The sequence below is a fragment of the Thermodesulfobacteriota bacterium genome (genome assembly GCA_040754335.1).
Classification (GTDB): Bacteria; Desulfobacterota_D; UBA1144; order Nemesobacterales; family UBA2774; genus 2-12-FULL-53-21.
In genome coordinates, this window is record JBFMCV010000001.1 from 636,306 (window position 1) to 653,615 (window position 17,310).

16 protein-coding genes are annotated in these 17,310 nt (G+C 56.3%); 1 reads left to right on the top strand and 15 read right to left on the bottom strand.

Translation table 11 applies throughout. The annotated features are described in order from the left end of the window. Positions 1-10: 10 nt before the first annotated feature. The 9 genes from AB1598_03010 to AB1598_03050 form a co-directional block, all read right to left on the bottom strand. Positions 11-2,020: a heme lyase CcmF/NrfE family subunit gene (locus AB1598_03010; protein MEW6143968.1), complete on the bottom strand. Its 2,010-nt coding sequence runs from the start codon at positions 2,018-2,020 to the stop codon at positions 11-13. Next, on the bottom strand, positions 2,020-2,454 hold the full coding sequence (locus AB1598_03015; protein ID MEW6143969.1) for a cytochrome c maturation protein CcmE: 435 nt from the start codon (positions 2,452-2,454) through the stop codon (positions 2,020-2,022). Before AB1598_03015 ends, AB1598_03010 begins: the two co-directional genes overlap by 1 nt. A gap of 50 nt (positions 2,455-2,504) precedes the next feature. Then, the gene (locus AB1598_03020; protein MEW6143970.1) at positions 2,505-3,164 is read right to left on the bottom strand and encodes a hypothetical protein; all 660 of its coding nucleotides are present in this window, start codon (positions 3,162-3,164) and stop codon (positions 2,505-2,507) included. A gap of 174 nt (positions 3,165-3,338) precedes the next feature. Then, on the bottom strand, positions 3,339-4,007 hold the full coding sequence (locus AB1598_03025; GenBank protein MEW6143971.1) for a DUF4203 domain-containing protein: 669 nt from the start codon (positions 4,005-4,007) through the stop codon (positions 3,339-3,341). Positions 4,008-4,146: 139 nt separating this feature from the next. Further along, on the bottom strand, positions 4,147-4,806 hold the full coding sequence (locus AB1598_03030) for a cytochrome c biogenesis protein (protein ID MEW6143972.1): 660 nt from the start codon (positions 4,804-4,806) through the stop codon (positions 4,147-4,149). A gap of 20 nt (positions 4,807-4,826) precedes the next feature. Further along, complete coding sequence (locus AB1598_03035) at positions 4,827-5,498, bottom strand: heme exporter protein CcmB (GenBank protein MEW6143973.1); 672 nt, start codon at positions 5,496-5,498, stop codon at positions 4,827-4,829. A 242-nt stretch (positions 5,499-5,740) separates the two neighbouring features. After that, positions 5,741-6,472, bottom strand: coding sequence for an ABC transporter ATP-binding protein (locus tag AB1598_03040; protein MEW6143974.1), 732 nt, complete (start codon positions 6,470-6,472; stop codon positions 5,741-5,743). Positions 6,473-6,558: 86 nt separating this feature from the next. Continuing rightward, positions 6,559-7,587, bottom strand: a complete 1,029-nt coding sequence (locus AB1598_03045; protein ID MEW6143975.1) for an NAD-dependent epimerase/dehydratase family protein — start codon at positions 7,585-7,587, stop codon at positions 6,559-6,561. A gap of 554 nt (positions 7,588-8,141) precedes the next feature. Then, a complete protein-coding gene (locus AB1598_03050; protein ID MEW6143976.1) occupies positions 8,142-8,360 on the bottom strand; it encodes a hypothetical protein in 219 nt (72 codons plus the stop codon). A gap of 320 nt (positions 8,361-8,680) precedes the next feature. Between AB1598_03050 and AB1598_03055 the strand changes: the two genes are divergently transcribed. Continuing rightward, positions 8,681-9,232, top strand: coding sequence for an arginine decarboxylase, pyruvoyl-dependent (locus AB1598_03055; GenBank protein ID MEW6143977.1), 552 nt, complete (start codon positions 8,681-8,683; stop codon positions 9,230-9,232). Between the two features lie 88 nt (positions 9,233-9,320). Here AB1598_03055 and rfbC read toward each other — a convergent pair whose 3' ends face one another. From rfbC to AB1598_03085, 6 genes are all read right to left on the bottom strand, one after another. After that, positions 9,321-9,878: a dTDP-4-dehydrorhamnose 3,5-epimerase gene (gene rfbC, locus AB1598_03060; protein ID MEW6143978.1), complete on the bottom strand. Its 558-nt coding sequence runs from the start codon at positions 9,876-9,878 to the stop codon at positions 9,321-9,323. A gap of 609 nt (positions 9,879-10,487) precedes the next feature. Continuing rightward, entirely contained in the window at positions 10,488-11,759 is a 1,272-nt protein-coding gene (locus AB1598_03065; GenBank protein ID MEW6143979.1) for a DNA recombination protein RmuC, read from the bottom strand. A gap of 65 nt (positions 11,760-11,824) precedes the next feature. After that, positions 11,825-13,480, bottom strand: coding sequence for a DNA repair protein RecN (gene recN, locus AB1598_03070; protein MEW6143980.1), 1,656 nt, complete (start codon positions 13,478-13,480; stop codon positions 11,825-11,827). A 5-nt stretch (positions 13,481-13,485) separates the two neighbouring features. Next, positions 13,486-14,826, bottom strand: a complete 1,341-nt coding sequence (locus AB1598_03075; GenBank protein MEW6143981.1) for a sigma-70 family RNA polymerase sigma factor — start codon at positions 14,824-14,826, stop codon at positions 13,486-13,488. A 28-nt stretch (positions 14,827-14,854) separates the two neighbouring features. After that, positions 14,855-16,084 (bottom strand): glutamate-5-semialdehyde dehydrogenase, encoded by a 1,230-nt coding sequence (locus tag AB1598_03080; protein ID MEW6143982.1) that lies wholly within the window; start codon positions 16,082-16,084, stop codon positions 14,855-14,857. A 241-nt stretch (positions 16,085-16,325) separates the two neighbouring features. Further along, positions 16,326-17,273 (bottom strand): UDP-glucuronic acid decarboxylase family protein, encoded by a 948-nt coding sequence (locus AB1598_03085; GenBank protein MEW6143983.1) that lies wholly within the window; start codon positions 17,271-17,273, stop codon positions 16,326-16,328. Between the last annotated feature and the right edge of the window lie 37 nt (positions 17,274-17,310).

Genomic DNA, 17,310 nt, shown 5'->3' on the forward strand with positions numbered 1-17,310 from the left:
CTCAAGAGAATTATTGCACCCTGGCGGTGCTGTCGCCGCCGTGAAGAGTGTACCTGACGAATACCTCTTCGCGCTCCTTGCGCCCGCCCGGCCACATGGTCACTATTGCGCCTGCGAGGAGCACCACCCCGCCCGCCCATATCCAGCTCACCATCGGGTTCACCATGACGCGTATCGTCGCCGTCCCGTCCTGTCCGTAGCTCATCAGTATCACGTAGAGGTCGTCCGCGAAGGTCGATCTCAGGGCGACTTCCGTCTCCTGGTTTATCTCGCGGTTCCCCTCGTATTTGTATACGTTCTTTTCGGGCGAGACAGTCCCTATGGGCTTTCCGTTCTTGTAACCGTCCAGATTCGCAACTGTTGCGTTCTTTGCGGCGTTCGTGTACTGCTCGAGGCCCCGGTACGTGAGCGTATAGGCGCCCAGCTCGACCGATTGCCCCTCAGTCAGGGTCGCCTGCCGCTCGGTCACGAACACGGAGGACGACGTGATCCCTATCACTATCAGCACGACTCCTATGTGCACTATGTATCCGCCGTACCTCCTCTTGTTCCTCGAGACCAGGCGCACGAAGGCGAGCGCGGGGTTCTCGCCCCTCCCGCTCCTCACCGATACTCCGCGGAAGAACTCCGTGAACACGGTGGCCGCGACGAATGCGCACAGCGCATAAGAAAAGAGCGCGTAAACGTCCCTCACCCCTAGAGCGAAGAGGGCGCACGCCGTGACCGCTCCTATGATCACGGGGACGAGGAAATTCTTCATGAGGTTTTCTCTGGACGCCTTCCTCCACGAGATAAGCGGGCCCACGCCCATGAGGAATATGAGTACGAGCGCAATCGGCACGTTCACCCTGTTGAAATAGGGCGAGCCAACGAGGATCTTGTTGCCCGTTAAGGCTTCGGACATTATAGGGAATATCGTCCCGAGGAACACTGCGAACGCCGCGCCCAGGAAAAGCAGGTTATTGAATATGAAGGCGCTCTCCCTTGACAGTATCGAGTCGAACCTGTTCTCGGATTCGAGGTCCCTTATCCTGTAGAGGAACATCGCGAACGAGAAGAGAAGTATGAATGCGATGAAGCCTAAAAAGAGCGGGCCGATGTCGCTCTGCGCGAACGAGTGGACGGACGATATCACGCCCGACCTCGTAATGAACGTGCCGAATATAGCGAGGAAGAACGTGAGTATGATGAGGGCCATGTTCCATTTCTTGAGCATGCCCTTCTTCTCCTGGATCATGACCGAGTGGACGAATGCCGTCGCGGCGAGCCACGGCATGAACGCGGCGTTCTCGACCGGGTCCCACGCCCAGTACCCTCCCCATCCGAGCTCGAGGTACGCCCATCTCGCGCCGAGCAAGAGCCCCAGGCTCAGGAAAGTCCAGGCGAAGAGCGTCCATTTCCGCGAGTACTTTATCCACTCGTCCCCCAATTGCCCGCTCAGGAGCGCCCCCATGCCGAACGCGAATGGCACGCTCACTCCGACGTAGCCCAGGTAGAGGGTGACCGGGTGTATGGCCATGTATGCGTTCTGGAGTATGGGGTTGAGCCCCCTCCCCTCGGCGGGCGTTACCGGGAGCGTTTCGAACGGGTTCTCGACGAAACCTATTATGTATGTGAAAAAGACGGATATCGCCGCTAGCACCGCCACGACGTAAGGCATGAGGAGCCTCGACCTCCTGCGCGTATCGAGGACGACGAGCGCGGAGTATATAGAGAGTATGAGCGCCCAGAGCAGCAGCGACCCCGCCTGGCCCGCCCAGAGGGACGTTATCCTGTATATGACGGGGAGGTCGGTGCTCGTGTTGAGCGCTACGTATTTAAGGCTGAAATCGAGGTTTATGAGGGCATGAAGGAGGGCAGCAGTGGCGATTACCAGAAGAAAGCATATTGCTAGAATACCGTTCCGTGCGCTCCTTACGAAATCGCTCTTCCCCGTCCTCGCGCCGTAAACCGACGCAATGACGACGTAGATCGATATGGCGAACGCGAGGATTACGGATACCTTGCCGGTCTCGACCATCAGTAGGCGTTTACCCCTTTGCCCTCGGCCCCGGATTCGTACAACGCTTCCGTGGACTCGTATTTGGTCGGGCACTTGGCGAGGAGCACGTCGGCTACGAAGACGTTGTCTCTCGTGTATTCTCCTTCGACCACGGCCTCGACGTCGTCCTTGAATATGTCGGGCACGATCCCCGAATATGCGACGTCTATGTCGCCGCCCCCGTCCGTGATGCTGAACCTGAGAGACCCGTCGTCCCCGTGCTTTATCGAGCCCGGCACGACGTGGCCCGATACCCTTACCCTCTCTCCGTAAACGGAGGGGACCCTGCCCTTGAGCTCCTTTACGGTGAGGTAGTAGACCATCGTGTCCTTCACGCCGCCGTATACGAGGTAGCTCACGGCAAGCGCTATGACCGCGATCGCGATTATGAACTTTAATTTTCCCTTCAGCATTCCCTCACCCTTTCAGGGACGTGCGCAGCGAAGATTGTACGATCCGGGGCCTACGTCCCCTTTCCGAGCGCCGCGAGCTCGCCCCTGAGCCTCCTCTGTTTCCCGAGCAGGTAATAAATATATATAATGAGCACTATCCAGACAACCGCGTGTCCCCAGAAGAGGTAGTCGAGCCTGAGCGGCTGCGAGACGAGCATAACGTCGTCTATCCAGACCTTCCCCCTGCCGTCGACGACGAGCGAGAGCGTCACGCTTTCAGGCGCGTCGCCTTTATCCGAATAAATAACGGTCTCGGCCGGCGTCCACCCTGTCGTCCCCGTGGGCGGCACTGCGGGGCCCCGGGAAACTATGTCCTCGCCGCCCGGATACCGGAGCTTCATCTCGAGGTATGCGATGCCTCTCGACTCCCCTTCTCCGGTCAGTCCCTCGGTCCTCAGCATCGCTTTATACGCAGCGCGGGCATGCTCGAGCCCCGAGCCGTCGAGTGTGTAGAGCGCGACCTCGACCGGCGAGCCCGCGTCGACCAGGAGAGAGCCGTTCCCGTCGCTCGTCACGCTCCTGTCAATGACGGCGTTACTGAGTGCGCTGAATTCCCCCGCGTCCGAGACGGGGAATTTCTTGACGTTCATCTCCTTCTCCGCGGAGTCGTAGCATGATGCGGCGGCGAACGAGAACGCAATCATCAGTATCGGAAAAATTCTTTTTATCACGGCGTTTCGGACCTGCTCTCCCTGCTTAAAAGATACCCGCAGAGCGGACACATTGAAAATACAATTCCCCGGCCCTCTAGGCAGCGCGCTTCGTTAGTTAGCAATCCTAATTTTCACGGATGGAAGATACACGGTCAATGACTAATTTTAGTATTAAGTGCCGAACTATAAACGCTATTTAGGTTCGCCACCGCCCGTTTCCTCCGGGGTTTTATCCTCTCCCGGAGCTTCCTCCTGCTCAGGTGCCGCCTCCTCCTTCCTCGGCTCCGTCATGAGCTGGACTACGAGACCGAACACGCCCAGGCCGAACCATATTATAGCCATCCTGTATAGCTGGTCCTCGCCCAGCGTATCGAGGAACCCCGGATCGAGAGGGTCGAAGTTCCTGGATATCAGGTAAGCGACGCCCGTTACGGCAGCGTAAGCCCCTCCGAAGGCCGTGGCTATAATTATCATCGGCTTCTGAAGCACCGCCGCGAGTATGCCGCCCACGAGTGCAGATGCTATGAGCACCACGTGAATCGTATCCGTGTTCAGGATGCCGAACACGTAAGAGGCCGTCATGAACCCGAGCGCGGCCCCTATTGCGAACACGCCCACGATGTAGAGCGTGTACATTATGAACGCCCCGGCTATGCCGCCCGCTATTCCCGCTATTATGGAGACTATCTCGCTTCCGTCCGTGAGCTCGTACCCGAGGCTTCCGAAAATGACGGCCCCCGCTATAAAGCCGAGCACTCCGAGCAGGAACCTTAAAATCCTGTAGCCGAAGAAGCACTCAATCAGGCCTATGGCCGCTGCCGCCATGATGTAGTAATCGTACATTTCACCGTGGAGTTCCATAGACGTTCACCCGGGCGTGAAACGAGCCGCCGTCATGAGCAATTATCACATTACAAAAGCAAGTTACGGAACGATATTAACGTAATATTTCAGCAGACATAACCGCCCGGAAACGGCCGGGCGGAATGGAATCCGCCACTCAGCCTTCCCGGGTCTTGAGCACGAGGAGCTCGTCGCTCATGCGCTCGAGGTCTATCCTTTCGAGCAGGAGCAGTATGAATAAAAGTGAGCAGGCCGCGAGGTTGATGAGGAGCGCGTGCATCATCTCGGGGGCTATGCCGCCCCCGCCGGGGCCGAACACGACCGGCGATATGCCCCTCATGACCCTCACGGAAGCGTAGACGAGCGGGAGGTCCAGGAAAGCGATAATGCCGAACACCGCTGCGAACTTGGCCCTCTTCGTATCGCTCCCCGCAGCCGATCTCAACACGAGATAAACGATGTAGAGAATCCAGAGTATGAACGTCGTCGTAAGCTGCGGGTCCCATGTCCACCACGTGCCCCAGACGGGTTTTGCCCATACGGCTCCCGTGAGTATCGTGATCGTGAGGAAGAGGACTCCTATCTCGGCCGAGGAATATGCCAGTATGTCCCACTTCCTCGTACCCTTCCAGAGATACATGATGCTCGATACGAATACCAGTATGAACGCGACGGTCGCGACCCATACGGTCCCCATGTGTATGTAGAAAATCCTCTGTATGTGGCCCATCTTGGGCTCGGTCGGGGCGTAAACGAACGCCGCGTAGAGGGACGCCGTCATGCCGATGAACGTGAGTACCGCAAGTGCTTTTCTCATTCCGTGTTACCGTCGCCCGCTCAGGATTCCTCGATCACGTATTCGAACACGACCGCGCACGCGGCCAGAAAGATTATATCGAATGCGATTAGGAGTTGTAAAGCCGAGGTCCCTTCCGAAAAAGGCTTGCCCGCGAGCACTATCCCCGAGAGCTTCACCGCGCTCACTATGAGCGGGATTATGATGGGGAAGAGGAGTATGGGGAGGAGCACCTCGCGGAGCCTCGTGTTCACGGCCATGGCGGAGAAGAGCGTGCCCACGGCGACGAATCCCAGAGAGCCCAGGAAAACGACCGGAATGAGAGGCAGCATGGTTGAAAGGAGTCCCAGGTTGAAGAAGATGACGAACATCGGGACTATTATCATCCCGACTATGAATACGAAGATAGTGTTGCTCGCCATCTTTCCGAAATAGATGAGGCTCCTGTCCGTAGGGGTGAGGAGGAGGCCGAGCACCGCATTCCCCTCTTTCTCGAGCGCGAAGGAGCGGGAAAGGCCCAGGACGCCCGCGAACGAGAATGTTATCCAGAGCATGGCGGGGACGGCTTGCCTCACGATCTCGGCTGAGAAACCGAACGCGAAGCTGAATGTGACCGTTACGAGGAGCGAGAACGTGAGCATGGACGTGATCAGCTCCTTCGTCCTCAGCTCCGTGATTATGTCCTTCCTGATTATCGCCCAGACCTTTTTCAAGACCGGAAACCCCGTTCCAAGCTAATTAACGATCTATATCTGTAATCATCAGGGTGTAATAGAAACAATATTTCATGCTTTGACTTACCATATCGGAAGCACCCGGCGAATAACCGGAAATCATACCCGGACGCCGCTTTATGTCGTATATAGTATATTATAAAGTATGTCATGTAATTACCTGTACATTCATACTATTTAATAGAGCAAGTGCATGATACACTACTCCGCATCCGGGCATTTCAGGCGTCATCGACCTTCGAGAGATAGAGCCTCCTGAACTCCTCCCTGTCTATCCCGTCCGCCTCGCTTTCGTACACCATCCGCCCGCCGGCGAGTATGCCGACGCGGTCGCTCCTGTCGAGCCCTTCCTCTATATTGTGCGTGGTCATGAGGATAGTCCTGCCGTCCGATTTGAGGAGTGACAGCATTTCGCCGAAGACCCTGGACCCGTGCTGGTCGAGCCCCGTGTATGGCTCGTCCAGGAGAAGGATAGCGGGGTCGTGGACTATGGCCCTCGCTACGGCGAGCCGCTGCTTCATCCCCCTGCTGAACGTCCTCACGAGGTCGTGCATCCGCCTGCCGAGTCCGACGCGGTTTATCACTTCCCTGGACCTCATCTCGACGTCGCGGACGCCGTACATCGTCCCGAAGAACCTGATGTTCTCAAAGGCGCTCAGGTTCTCGTATAAAAACGGGTCGTGCGAAAGCACCCCCGTCACGCCCCTCACGCCGTCGGGGTTCTTCACGGCGTCGCGTCCCGCTACGGTCAGCTTGCCGGACGTAGGCTTGGCGAGAGTCGAGAGTATCTTGACGAACGTCGTTTTCCCCGCGCCGTTCGGGCCGAAGAGCGTATAGAACTCCCCCTTTTTTATGCTCAGGTCCACTCCGCGGAGCGCTTCCATGCCGCCGAAGGATTTGGTTATCCCCTCGGCCTTTATATCGTAACCCTTATCTGTGAGCGAGTCCCGCATGTCAGAGGCGTGAAGAAAACTACATCAATCGGGGGATTCTTTCAATCGGGAGGGAGGGCGGCAAGTGTCTGGGCTTCCCCGCGCCGCTATTTCAAGAGCGCGTCCGTTCCGCCTAAGAGTTTCACCCAGTCCTCCATCTCCCTCATGCCCTCGTCCATGTCGACGGTGGGCTTATACCCTAGCTCCCGCTTCGCCTTCTCTATAGAGTAGCTCCTGCTCCCCGCGAGCGCCGCGACGGCGAACCTCGTGAGCACGGGGGGCCTCTTAGACTTCTTCGCCTTGTATATGAACTCCATGAGCGCAGCGACGGCGTATGCGAGCTTATACGGAATCGAGAACCCCGGCTCCCAGTTTATGCCGGCCGCATTCAGCTGCTTCCGGAGAAATTCCATGTATCCGATCTTGACCCCGTCGTTGATGAAGTAGATGTTCCCCGGGGCTTTATCGTTCCCGGCTGCGAGGAGCATCGCGCGGGCAAGGTTATCGACGTGACAGGGGGTGACGGTCCGCTCCCCGCTCCCCATCGGGTGGAGTATCCCCTTCCTGGCGGCCGCGGCTATACGAGGGAGTATCACCGTGTCCCCCGCTCCCCAGACGTTAGACGGTCTCACCACCACGGTCTCGAGACCCTTCCCCCCGTAGAACCCGAGAACAAGACGCTCGGCGTCGGCCTTCGACTCGTTGTAATAGTCGTTGTACCTCTCCCTGTAAGGGTATGTCTCGTCTATGTCGATGAGGTTGTGGACGCTCCAGAAGTCGGACTTCCAGACGACCGTCGAAGAGCTCATGTGGACGAACCTCTTGACTCCCGCTTTAAGCGACGCTTCGAGGAGCGTCTTCGTCGCCTCTACATTATATTTTCGGAACTCCTCCCTCTCCCCCCAGTCGGAGACGAGCGCGGCCAGGTGGAATACTGCGTCCCCGTCCTCGGGGAGCCTCTTCAAGCTGTCCGGGTCTCCCAGGTCGCCGTGGCAGAGTTCTGCGCCGAGCTCCTTCAGCATCTTGACGTCGCTCGTATCCCTCACGAGGCACTTTACCCTGTGCCCGTTGGCCACGAGCTCTTCGACGAGCCTGCCCCCAATGAAACCCGTGCCGCCTGTCACAACAGCATTCATATGGATCGTCCTTTCCGGCGAATTTATCTTGTGGGACTAATATACTTCCAAATGGAGCCCCGAGTCAAAGTACCGCACCTTCGTCACGCTTGTCACGGAGTTTTGTATCCTGCACCCTGTATCCCGTCCGCAGCAGCAGCTTCAACCCGCGACAACCTATCATTTCCCTCCCCCTCATAGGAGGGGGGAGGGTCAGGGTGGGGGTGTACCTTGGTTTAATGAATCACACTAAGCCTGATCATCCTGCCGCGCCGACGTGGCCCTTTGATCCCCTGAAACTTTCGCGCAGGAGGACGCCGAAGCCGGAAGGAGTCGCGGCAATCTCATTTTTTCATCATTCATCCCGCATCCTGCATATCGCAACCCTTCCGTAGGAGCGGCTTCCAGCCGCGAATCTTTTCATTCCCTCCTTTCGTAAAAGAAGCCGGGAGAGATTTTACGGGAATGTCTAGGTATTAGCTCCTAAATCATATTCCAGAAAAAAAAGAGCCGCATTAACGCAGGAAACGCACTGCGCCAATGCGGCAGGCATGGGGTGTCGGATCTTTTTTTCGTTATTGAGGGCTTACGAGCCAGTTCTCCATCCAGGCCTTCGTCTTCTCGGCGAGCTCCCTGGACGAGGTAGTCGCAACCCTGCTCTCGTTCAGAAATACTCCCCAGTACGTAATGGGAGCGTGCGACCTCTGTATATGGAGGTTTCTGTCTGAACCCACGGCTTCAGGCGTGCAATCACATGACGGATCGAACGTATAAGGTACTATCTTTATGTCCATGAACCTCTACCTCCTTATTAAATTTGCAACGCTACTTCCAGTCATTACTGCATTCATTATACACTACATAATATAATATATGCAAGTAGCATGCCAAAAATTAAAATAATTACCAAGCGTGTGATTTCAAGGGCTTACGCCGGAATAATCTTCAGGTGTTTAAAATCATACAGTAACACTGGCGCAAATATCGTCACACCGGGCCTGAAATGCAGGCAGCCGGACGGATTCGCCCGGTATCATTGACTAATTCCGCAAGTGTTTGACAAGTCCCTACTTATAGTAGAAAATTCTCCACTTATTCCACGGAGGTAAGCAAATTGCTTCTACCAAAAAAGGCTTTCATCACCAAGGGCGTAGGCAGGCACAAAGAGAAGCTCACGAGCTTTGAAATGGCTCTCAGGGACGCAGGGATAGCGGCGTATAACCTCGTGAAGGTATCCAGCATATTCCCTCCCAACTGCAAGCTGATAACGCGCACGAACGGCCTAAAGTACCTGAGCCCCGGTCAGATAGTTCACGTCGTCATGAGCGAGAACGCGACCAACGAGCCTAACAGGCTCGTCGCCGCGGCTACCGGAATAGCGATACCGAAAGACCCCGACCGCCACGGCTATATCTCCGAGCACCACAGCTTCGGGCAGAACGACACGATAGCGGGGGAATACGCGGAAGACCTTGCCGCATACATGCTTGCGACCACGATCGGGGCCCCGTTTGACCCCGACAAGTCCTATGACGAGCAGAAGGACATCTGGAAGATAAGCGGACACACTGTGAAGACCATGAACAACACACAGACGGCCGTCGGAGACAAGAGCGGGCTCTGGACTACGGTGATCGCAGCGGTCGTATTCGCGGCCTACCAGTAATCTTACCTCTGCAATCCATATCAAGCGGGACTTAGGATATACGCGCCTCCCTTATAGCGCGCTCCCCGCACCGTTCCGCCGGCTTCTCTCAATAGGCAGGCAGAAGAGAGGGGGGTATCTCAAGGAGTCTCGGGTTTTTCCCGTCTTTTTCCGAAAGTTTCGGGTCCTTCAAGGGCCAGTCGATGTCGAGGTCGGGGTCCGACCATAGAATCCCGTAGTCGTCCCCCGCTTCGTAATAGCGCGTGCATTTATATATGACGTCGGCGGAATCGCTCAGCACGCAGAACCCGTGCGCGAACCCCTCCGGGATATAGAGCTGGCGGTTGTTGTGCGGAGAAAGATATACGCCCGTCCACTTGCCGAAATAAGGCGACCCGACCCTTATATCCACGGCAACGTCGTATATCTCCCCGGTCACGGCCATCACCAGTTTCCCGAGCGGCTCCTTCAGCTGGTAGTATATGCCCCGGAGCACGTTCTTAGCGGAATGCGAGTGGTTGTCCTGGACGAAGGTCATGCCGAGCCCCGAAGATACGTATTCGTCGAGGCGGTAGAGGTCCTTGTAGAAGCCGCGCGCGTCCGAATGCATCCCGGACTCTATCATCATCACGCCGGGGAGCTCCGTCTCTTTTATGGTCAGGGGCATATGAAATTATACACCAGGCAAACCTTCTCGAAGTGTGCGGCTTTAGCAAACCCTGGAAACCTAAAGCCCGTTGCTCATCTTGGCATAGCATAACAGAACCGGGAAAGATGATTTTTTCTTCCGACATGCACAGAATCGGCAGCGGGTGAGCACTCACAGGCATAAGACCTCCAGCTCTTACTCCGCTCAACCCCCGTTCGTCCTGAGCTCGTCGAAGGACGGTGTCTTTCCGACATTACAGAATTGGCGTAAAGAAAATCAGCTGTTAACGCGTCAAAATGTTTTTCGGGACGATTCCGAGCAAGTGAGGAATCGGACGCCCTATCTTATCAGCAACAATGTAGATTAGTCCAGGCACGTCAAATCTTCATCGTCCCTTATGCGGGTTGAATTAAAACATTTTAGCGTTAACTTGGGATTTTTAGCCAATTCTGTTCTGTCGAATGATTTTTGCTTCTTTTCATCAAGGAAAAGAAGGATAAAAATAGTTTTGCTCCTCAGGTATTCCGAACCCTTCAGCGTGAACAGGGCAAACATCGGTGCGGCTTTGCCTCAACTTTCATCCACTCCCCCTGCATCATCTTTTGTCCCCGAATCAGACGCGTGCCGCTACCTTCTCTCAAGCTCCTGTTTCTCATCACCGGCAACGCCGGTCTCATCGCCATTGTTCTCCGCAACATCGGAAATGTCCGCAATCGGCACGCTCTCCCGGCTCCTCAGCTGCTCGATCCTCCTCAACGCCGTCTCGACCTTGTTCGTCCTCGTCGTGGTCAGGTTCTCGTACTCGCTCTGCACGTCGGCTATCCTCTTGCCGAGCTTATCGAACGAGCCGACATAGCTCTCCCACTGCTTGTTGAACGCGCCGTAAAGGGACAGTATGTCGTTGGTCGTCCTTTGGAGGTTGAAATTATCGACCGCCTGCCTGATAACCGCGAGCACCGCGTAAAGGGTTATGGGCGAGCAGAGTATCACCTTCGTCCTGAGCGCCTCGTCCATGACGAGGCCGTCGTGCTCCTGTATGAACGAATATATCTGCTCGTTCGGGATGAACACTATCACGTAATCGATCGTATTCTCCTCCGGGTTGATGTAGTCCCTGCAAGTGACCTCCTTTATCCTGACCCTCACGTCTTTAAGGAACTGGTTCTTGTACGCGGTTTTTTCGCCGTCCGCCTCTGCTTCGAGGAACCTCAGATAGTTGTCGAGGGGGAACTTCACGTCCATGTTCACCTTGAGCCCCTGAGGAAGTATGAAGGTGTAATCGGGCCTCGTCGGGCCGGAATCGAGCATCCTCTGCTTGTGATAGTTGATGCCGTCCTTGAATCCGATGAACGCGAGGATGTCCTCGGCCATCCTCTCCCCCCACTGTCCTCGCTGCTTCGTGCTCGCTAACGCCTCCCTGAGCTTGTTCGTCGTGCCCTGGAGCTCGGCCGTCCTCTCGGCCGCGAACTTCAGCTGCGCCGCGAGCTCGCCGTATTTCTGCTCCCTGTCCTTCTCGAACCCGGCCACCTGGCTCTGCACCCTCGTCAGCTCCTCCTTGATCGCCGTGAGCGTCTGATCGATGAGCACTTTCTTGTTCTCGAGCTCCTTGCCCCCGAGCTCCGTCTGCCTGGAAAGGGACTCTTTCGCGAGCTTCAGGAACTCCTCGGTATTCCTCGAAAGCGCGTGATAAGACAGGTCACCGAACGATTCCTTTATACCGCTGATTATGGTGTTGAGATCCTGAAGCTTTTGAGTTTCAGTCTCGGACATAAGCTCGAGCGCTATGTCTTTGACCCTCCCCCTGATGATAAGGTTGATCAGTATGATGATGACGGCTCCGGCCAGGAGCCCCAGTCCGAAAACCGAAATATATTCGCGTGTCAGATAGCTCTCTATCAATACTCACTCCACGTATCAAAATCCCTCACGAAACCCCCATTTAGGCAGCCGGCCGCGTACTGCGGTCAAGCACCGAGCATCTCCCTCGCCGCTTCGATCGTCTTCTCTGTGATATCGATGCCTCCTATCATGCGCGCGAGCTCTTGAACCCTTTCCTCTTTTCCGAGGCTTTTAATACGGACCTGCGTCTTCTTGTCCTCAAGCGTCTTCGTCACGAGGAGGTGCGTGTCTGCGAACTTCGCCACCTGCGGCAGGTGCGTGATGCATATCACCTGGCACGACCTGGAGAGGTTCTTTATCTTCTTTCCCACGGTCTCCGCCACAGCGCCCCCTATGCCCGAATCGGCCTCGTCGAATATTATCACGGAGCCCCCCTCCTCCTTCGATATCAGCTCCTTCAGGACCAGCATGATGCGGGAGAGCTCCCCTCCCGAGGCCACCCTCGCGAGTGGCTTCGGCGCTTCGTCCGGGTTTGCCGAGAAAAGGAACGAGACGTCGTCCTTACCGTCGGAGGATATTTCCTTCTCCGCGATAACGACCTCGAACCGGGCGCCCTTTATCCCGACTTCCTTAAGCTCCTTCTCGAGAGACCTAGAGAGCTTCTTCGCGGATTCTTTTCTTAGAGCGGAAAGCTTGTCGGCCCCGGCGCGCATCTCGCTCTCTATCCTCAGGGACTCCTCGCCCAACCTCTCGAACTCACCTTCATAGCCTGCGATGTTGCGGAGCTCCCTCCCTATTTCCTCCCTCTTCCTGAGTATCGCTTCTATGGAATCGCCGAATTTTCTTTTCAGATCTTTTATCTCCTGAAGCCTCTCCTCTATCACCTCGAGCCTGCCGCTCTCGAAGCTTAGACCCGAAGCGTAATCCCGGAGCGCGAAAGCCGCGTCCTTGAGTTGTAAAGCCGAGTTCTCTATCGACTCCCCGGCCTCCCTGAGCAGCGGGTCTATCCCGGCCGCTTCCCTGACGTCGGACGAGAGCCTGCTGAGCGAGCCCAGGAGCGACGGCTCGCTTTCGTAAAGGGCCTCGTACGCTCCCCGCGCGGCCGAAAGGAGGCGCTCGCTATTGAGGAGCCTCTTCTTCTCCTCCTCGAGCTCGCTGTCCTCTCCTTCCCTTAGAAGCGCGTCGTCTATCTCCGAGCGCTGGAACTTGAGAAAGTCCTCCCTTTCGAAGAGGCTCTTCTGCTCGGCCTTGAGTCTTTCTATTTCTCTATTGATGTCCCTGAAGCGCGCGTGTATCCCGCGCTGCTCGTCCGCGAGGACCCCGTGTCCCCCGAATTCGTCGAGCACCCTTATGTGGTTTTCGGATTTGAGCAGGCTCTGGTGCTCGTGCTGGCTGAATATGTCTATTATCCCTTCGGAGGCCCGCTCGAGGATCGGGAGCGTCGCTATGCCCCCGTTCAAGAAGGCCCTGCTCCTCCCCTTCCTGTATATGATACGCTTTATGAGGAGCTCCCCGCCCGAAACGTCGAAACCGAGGGACTCGAGCCTCTCTTTGACCGCCGGTTTATCGGATATGTCGAAGAGCGCCTCGAGGTGCGCCTCTTCTCTCCCCGTCTTTACGTACTCCGGGGACACCCTGTCTCCCAGCATAACGTTTACGGCGTCTATTATTACGGACTTTCCCGCCCCGGTCTCTCCCGTGATGATGTTGAGGCCGGGACCGAACGATACGGCTATTTCGTCGATGACGGTAAAATTTCTCAGGTTGAGTCCGAGGAGCATCGGCTCTACTCTATGAAGCTTTTAAGAATCGCTCCCACGTCGGAATCCTCGAGCTTTTCGAGCGCCCTCTTTTCTATCTGCCTTATGCGCTCGCGGGTGAGCCTGAAGTGCTTCCCTATCTCGTCGAGCGTGAATGTGGTTTCGAACCCTATTCCGAACCTCATTTTCAGTATCTGCTCCTCGCGGGGTGTGAGCGTGGAAAGGGCGTCTTTTATCTTGGACGTGAGCGTGGCCTTTGCGACCGCGTAATCAGGCGATCCCGAAACGTCGTCCTGTATGAAGTCCAGCAGCGTAGTCTTCTCGCCGTCGAGAACGGGCGAGTCGAGCTGCACCACTTCCTTTGTCGCTTCGAGCACCCTCTTCACGCCTTCGACCGAGATGCCCGTCTTCCTCGATATCTCCTCGGGGAGCGGTTTTCTTCCCATCTCCTTGTTCATCGCGGAGCTTATCCTGTGCACCTTGGTCGCCTGCTCGAGCACGTACACGGGGACCCTGATCGTCCTCGTCTGGTCGAGAAGCGAGCGGGATATCGCCTGGTGTATCCACCACGACGCGTATGTCGAGAACTTGTAGCCCTTCGTGTGGTCGAACCTCTCGACCGCCCTCATTAGCCCTACGTTGCCTTCCTGTATGAGGTCGGGGAGCGGCAGCCCCCTGCTCATATACCTCTTCGCTATGCTCACGACGAGCCTCAGGTTCGCCTTTATGAAGCGCTCCTTGAACCTCCTCGCGCGCATCATGTAGACTTTCGAGAGAAGCGTCGAACGCCTTATGCTCTTCTTCGCGGCCTCTCTGTCCAATTTTCTGAGGGCCGTTTTCAGCCTTTTCGCTGTCTTGAGCCGCCTCGCTATGTGGCTGCGCTTGAGCCCTTCTACTTCCGAGATCGTATTTTCGAGCGCTTTGCCGAGCCGCTTCTGAAAGACGCTCTCGAGGAGCGACCTCATCTCGGCCGCCTTCGCTTCGCACCGCTTTATCTTCGCCGATACCTCTATCTCTTCCTTCGGCGTGAGTAGCGGCTCCATCCCCATCTCCTTAAAATAAACTTGAAGGAGCCTGAATTCCTCGTCAGGGGTAAACTGCTTCCCTCCCTCCTCGGACTCGTCCTCGGGGTTCTCGTCCTTAATGTCTATCTCCGTTTCCGAGAGCTCTACCAGCACCTTTTCGTCTATCTCTATAAGGAACTCTTCCTCCTGAGGCACGCTCTCAAGCTCCTCCCTGAAATTATCGTAGTCGGAGCCGGTGAAATTCTCTTTCTTCTTTTCTTTCTTCTTGGCAATCGACCCGCTTCTCGATGTCTTGCGTTCGGACGCAGGAAGGGTTTTGCTTTTCAGTCTTGCTTTTCTCACTTTCCATCCTCCTCTGATTTAGATGGCACTACTCTCTAATCTGCCCTTCTCCGAAGACGACGAACTTCGTCGTCGTCAGCTCGAGCGCGCCCATGGGGCCGAACGCGTGGAGCTTCGACGTGCTTATGCCGATCTCCGCGCCGAGCCCGAGCTCATAGCCGTCGCTGAAACGCGTGGACGCGTTCACCAGGACGGTCGATGAATTTACGCCGTTTATAAACTTTTGCGAATTCGTGTAATTTTCAGTGATTATGGACTCCGTGTGCATTGAGCCGTATTTCTCTATATGGCCGATCGCCTCGTCGATATTATCCACCACCTTCACGCTCAGTATAAGGTCGAGGTATTCCTCGTGCCAGTCGGCCTCCTGGGCCTTCTTTATTCCGGGCAGTATCTTCCTCGTCCTCTCGCAGCCCCTCAGCTCGACGCCTTCGTCTTCCATCTTCTTCGCGACGGACGGCAGGAATTTCTTCGCAATCTTTTCGTGCACGAGCATCGTCTCCATCGCGTTGCATACGCCCGGCCTCTGCACCTTGGCGTTCACGCATATCCTCCCGGCCATATCGAGGTCGGCGCTTTCGTCGACGAAGATATGGCATACGCCCTTGTAGTGCTTGAGCACCGGAATCCTCGAGTTCTCGGCGACGAACCTGATGAGCCCCTCGCCACCCCTCGGTATTATAAGATCGATGTATTCCTCGAGCTTGAGCATCTCGAGTACGGCTTCCCTGTCGGTGACGGGTATTACCTGCACCGCGTCCTCGGGCAGGCCGGCCGCGCTCAAGGATTCCCTCAGCACCTCCCCGATCGCTATATTCGACCTGAGCGTCTCGGACCCTCCCCTTAGAATGACCGCGTTCCCCGATTTGACCGAGAGACCGGCCGCGTCGGCCGTTACGTTGGGCCTCGATTCGTATATTATCCCGATCACGCCGAGCGGTATCCTCATCTTTCCCACGAGGAGCCCGTTGGGTCGCTTCCACATACGGACTATCTCCCCGACGGGATCTTCCAGGGCCGATACCTGGACAAGCCCGTCGGCAATTTTGCCGAGGCGGTCTTCGGTGAGCCTGAGACGGTCTATCATGGCCTCAGGGAGACCCTTCGCGCGGGCCTCTTCCACGTCCTTTTTATTCTCCCCGATTATGTACCCGGCGCGCTCCGTCATGCCCCTGGCCATACGGAGGAGCGCGTCGTTCTTGGGGGCTGTGCCGGCCTTGGCTAGTACTAGCGAAGCCCTCCTGGCCCTTTCTGCCATCTCCCCGGCGAGCTTCGATAATTGAGTGTGCTTTAACTTGTTTTTCGCTTTTATATCAGACATTTAGATAAATCAACAGTCCTAGGATCGGTATTTAAATGATAATACAACCGCTTGCAAAAAGTCAAGACTATTTTTGTCAGCATGAGGTGAAAACCGTCAATCGGCTCGGTTGTGACGGGACCGTCCGTATAAATCCGCCGGGTGAAGTCGCAGCCTGGCTGCGCTTCCGTAAGCGTCGTTACGTCCCGGGGCCGAGGCGCGACCTGAAATAATCGATCGTCCTCTCGAGCCCTGATTCTATATTGATCTCCGGATTCCAGCCGAGCGCGCTGCGCGCGAGCGATATGTCGGGCTTTCTTCTCCGGGGGTCGTCTTCCGGAAGGTCGCTGAAGACGACCTTCGACGGCGAGCCGGTTATCTCGACGATCTTTCGTGCGAGCCCGAGTATTGTCACTTCGTCCGGGTTCCCGGCGTTCACGGGGCCCGTGAACCCGTCAGGGCTCCCCATCATCCTTATTATCGCTTCCACCGTATCGTCCACGTAGCAGAACGACCTCGTGTGAGAGCCGTCGCCGTATACCGTTATGTCCTCGCCTCGGAGGGCCTGTATGATGAAGTTGCTCACGACCCTCCCGTCGTTAGGGTGCATTCTCGGGCCGTAGGTATTGAATATCCTGAGGACCTTTATCTGAATCCCGTGCTGGCGGTGGTAATCGAAAAAGAGTGTCTCCGCGCACCTCTTCCCCTCGTCGTAGCAGGCGCGGGGGCCTATGGGGTTCACGTTGCCCCAGTAGGATTCCTTCTGGGGGTGCTCGACGGGGTCTCCGTAGACCTCGCTCGTGGACGCCTGGAATATCTTGACCTTGAGCCTCTTCGCGAGGCCGAGCATGTTTATCGAACCCGAGACGTTCACTTTGGTCGTCTGCACAGGGTCGAACTGGTAATGCACGGGGGACGCGGGGCAGGCGAGGTTGTATATCTCATCGACCTCTACATAGAGCGGGAAGCAGATATCGTGCCTCAGCACCTCGAAATAGGGGTTCCGGAGGAGGTGCTTGATATTCTCTCTCGACCCCGTGAAGAAGTTATCGACGCACACGACCTCGTTCCCCTCCGCGAGCAGCCTTTCCGAGAGGTGGGACCCTATGAACCCCGCCCCGCCGGTTACGAGGATTCTTTTCCTCATTCCGCACCGTCCTTAACTGCGAGCATGCAACGCCGCC

Excerpts from the sequence above, each read along its gene's own strand:
- AB1598_03040 (MEW6143974.1), bottom strand. The coding sequence starts at position 6,472 with ATGCGGGACTCGCTCACAGATAAGGGTTACGATATAAAGGCCGAGGGG.
- recN (MEW6143980.1), bottom strand. The coding sequence starts at position 13,480 with ATGCTCCTCGGACTCAACCTGAGAAATTTTACCGTCATCGACGAAATA.
- rfbC (MEW6143978.1), bottom strand. The coding sequence starts at position 9,878 with ATGCCCCTGACCATAAAAGAGACGGAGCTCCCCGGCGTGATGATGATA.
- AB1598_03080 (MEW6143982.1), bottom strand. The coding sequence starts at position 16,084 with ATGGCAGAAAGGGCCAGGAGGGCTTCGCTAGTACTAGCCAAGGCCGGC.
- AB1598_03030 (MEW6143972.1), bottom strand. The coding sequence starts at position 4,806 with ATGAGAAAAGCACTTGCGGTACTCACGTTCATCGGCATGACGGCGTCC.
- AB1598_03045 (MEW6143975.1), bottom strand. The coding sequence starts at position 7,587 with ATGAATGCTGTTGTGACAGGCGGCACGGGTTTCATTGGGGGCAGGCTC.
- AB1598_03050 (MEW6143976.1), bottom strand. The coding sequence starts at position 8,360 with ATGGACATAAAGATAGTACCTTATACGTTCGATCCGTCATGTGATTGC.
- AB1598_03085 (MEW6143983.1), bottom strand. The coding sequence starts at position 17,273 with ATGAGGAAAAGAATCCTCGTAACCGGCGGGGCGGGGTTCATAGGGTCC.
- AB1598_03015 (MEW6143969.1), bottom strand. The coding sequence starts at position 2,454 with ATGCTGAAGGGAAAATTAAAGTTCATAATCGCGATCGCGGTCATAGCG.
- AB1598_03025 (MEW6143971.1), bottom strand. The coding sequence starts at position 4,007 with ATGGAACTCCACGGTGAAATGTACGATTACTACATCATGGCGGCAGCG.
- AB1598_03010 (MEW6143968.1), bottom strand. The coding sequence starts at position 2,020 with ATGGTCGAGACCGGCAAGGTATCCGTAATCCTCGCGTTCGCCATATCG.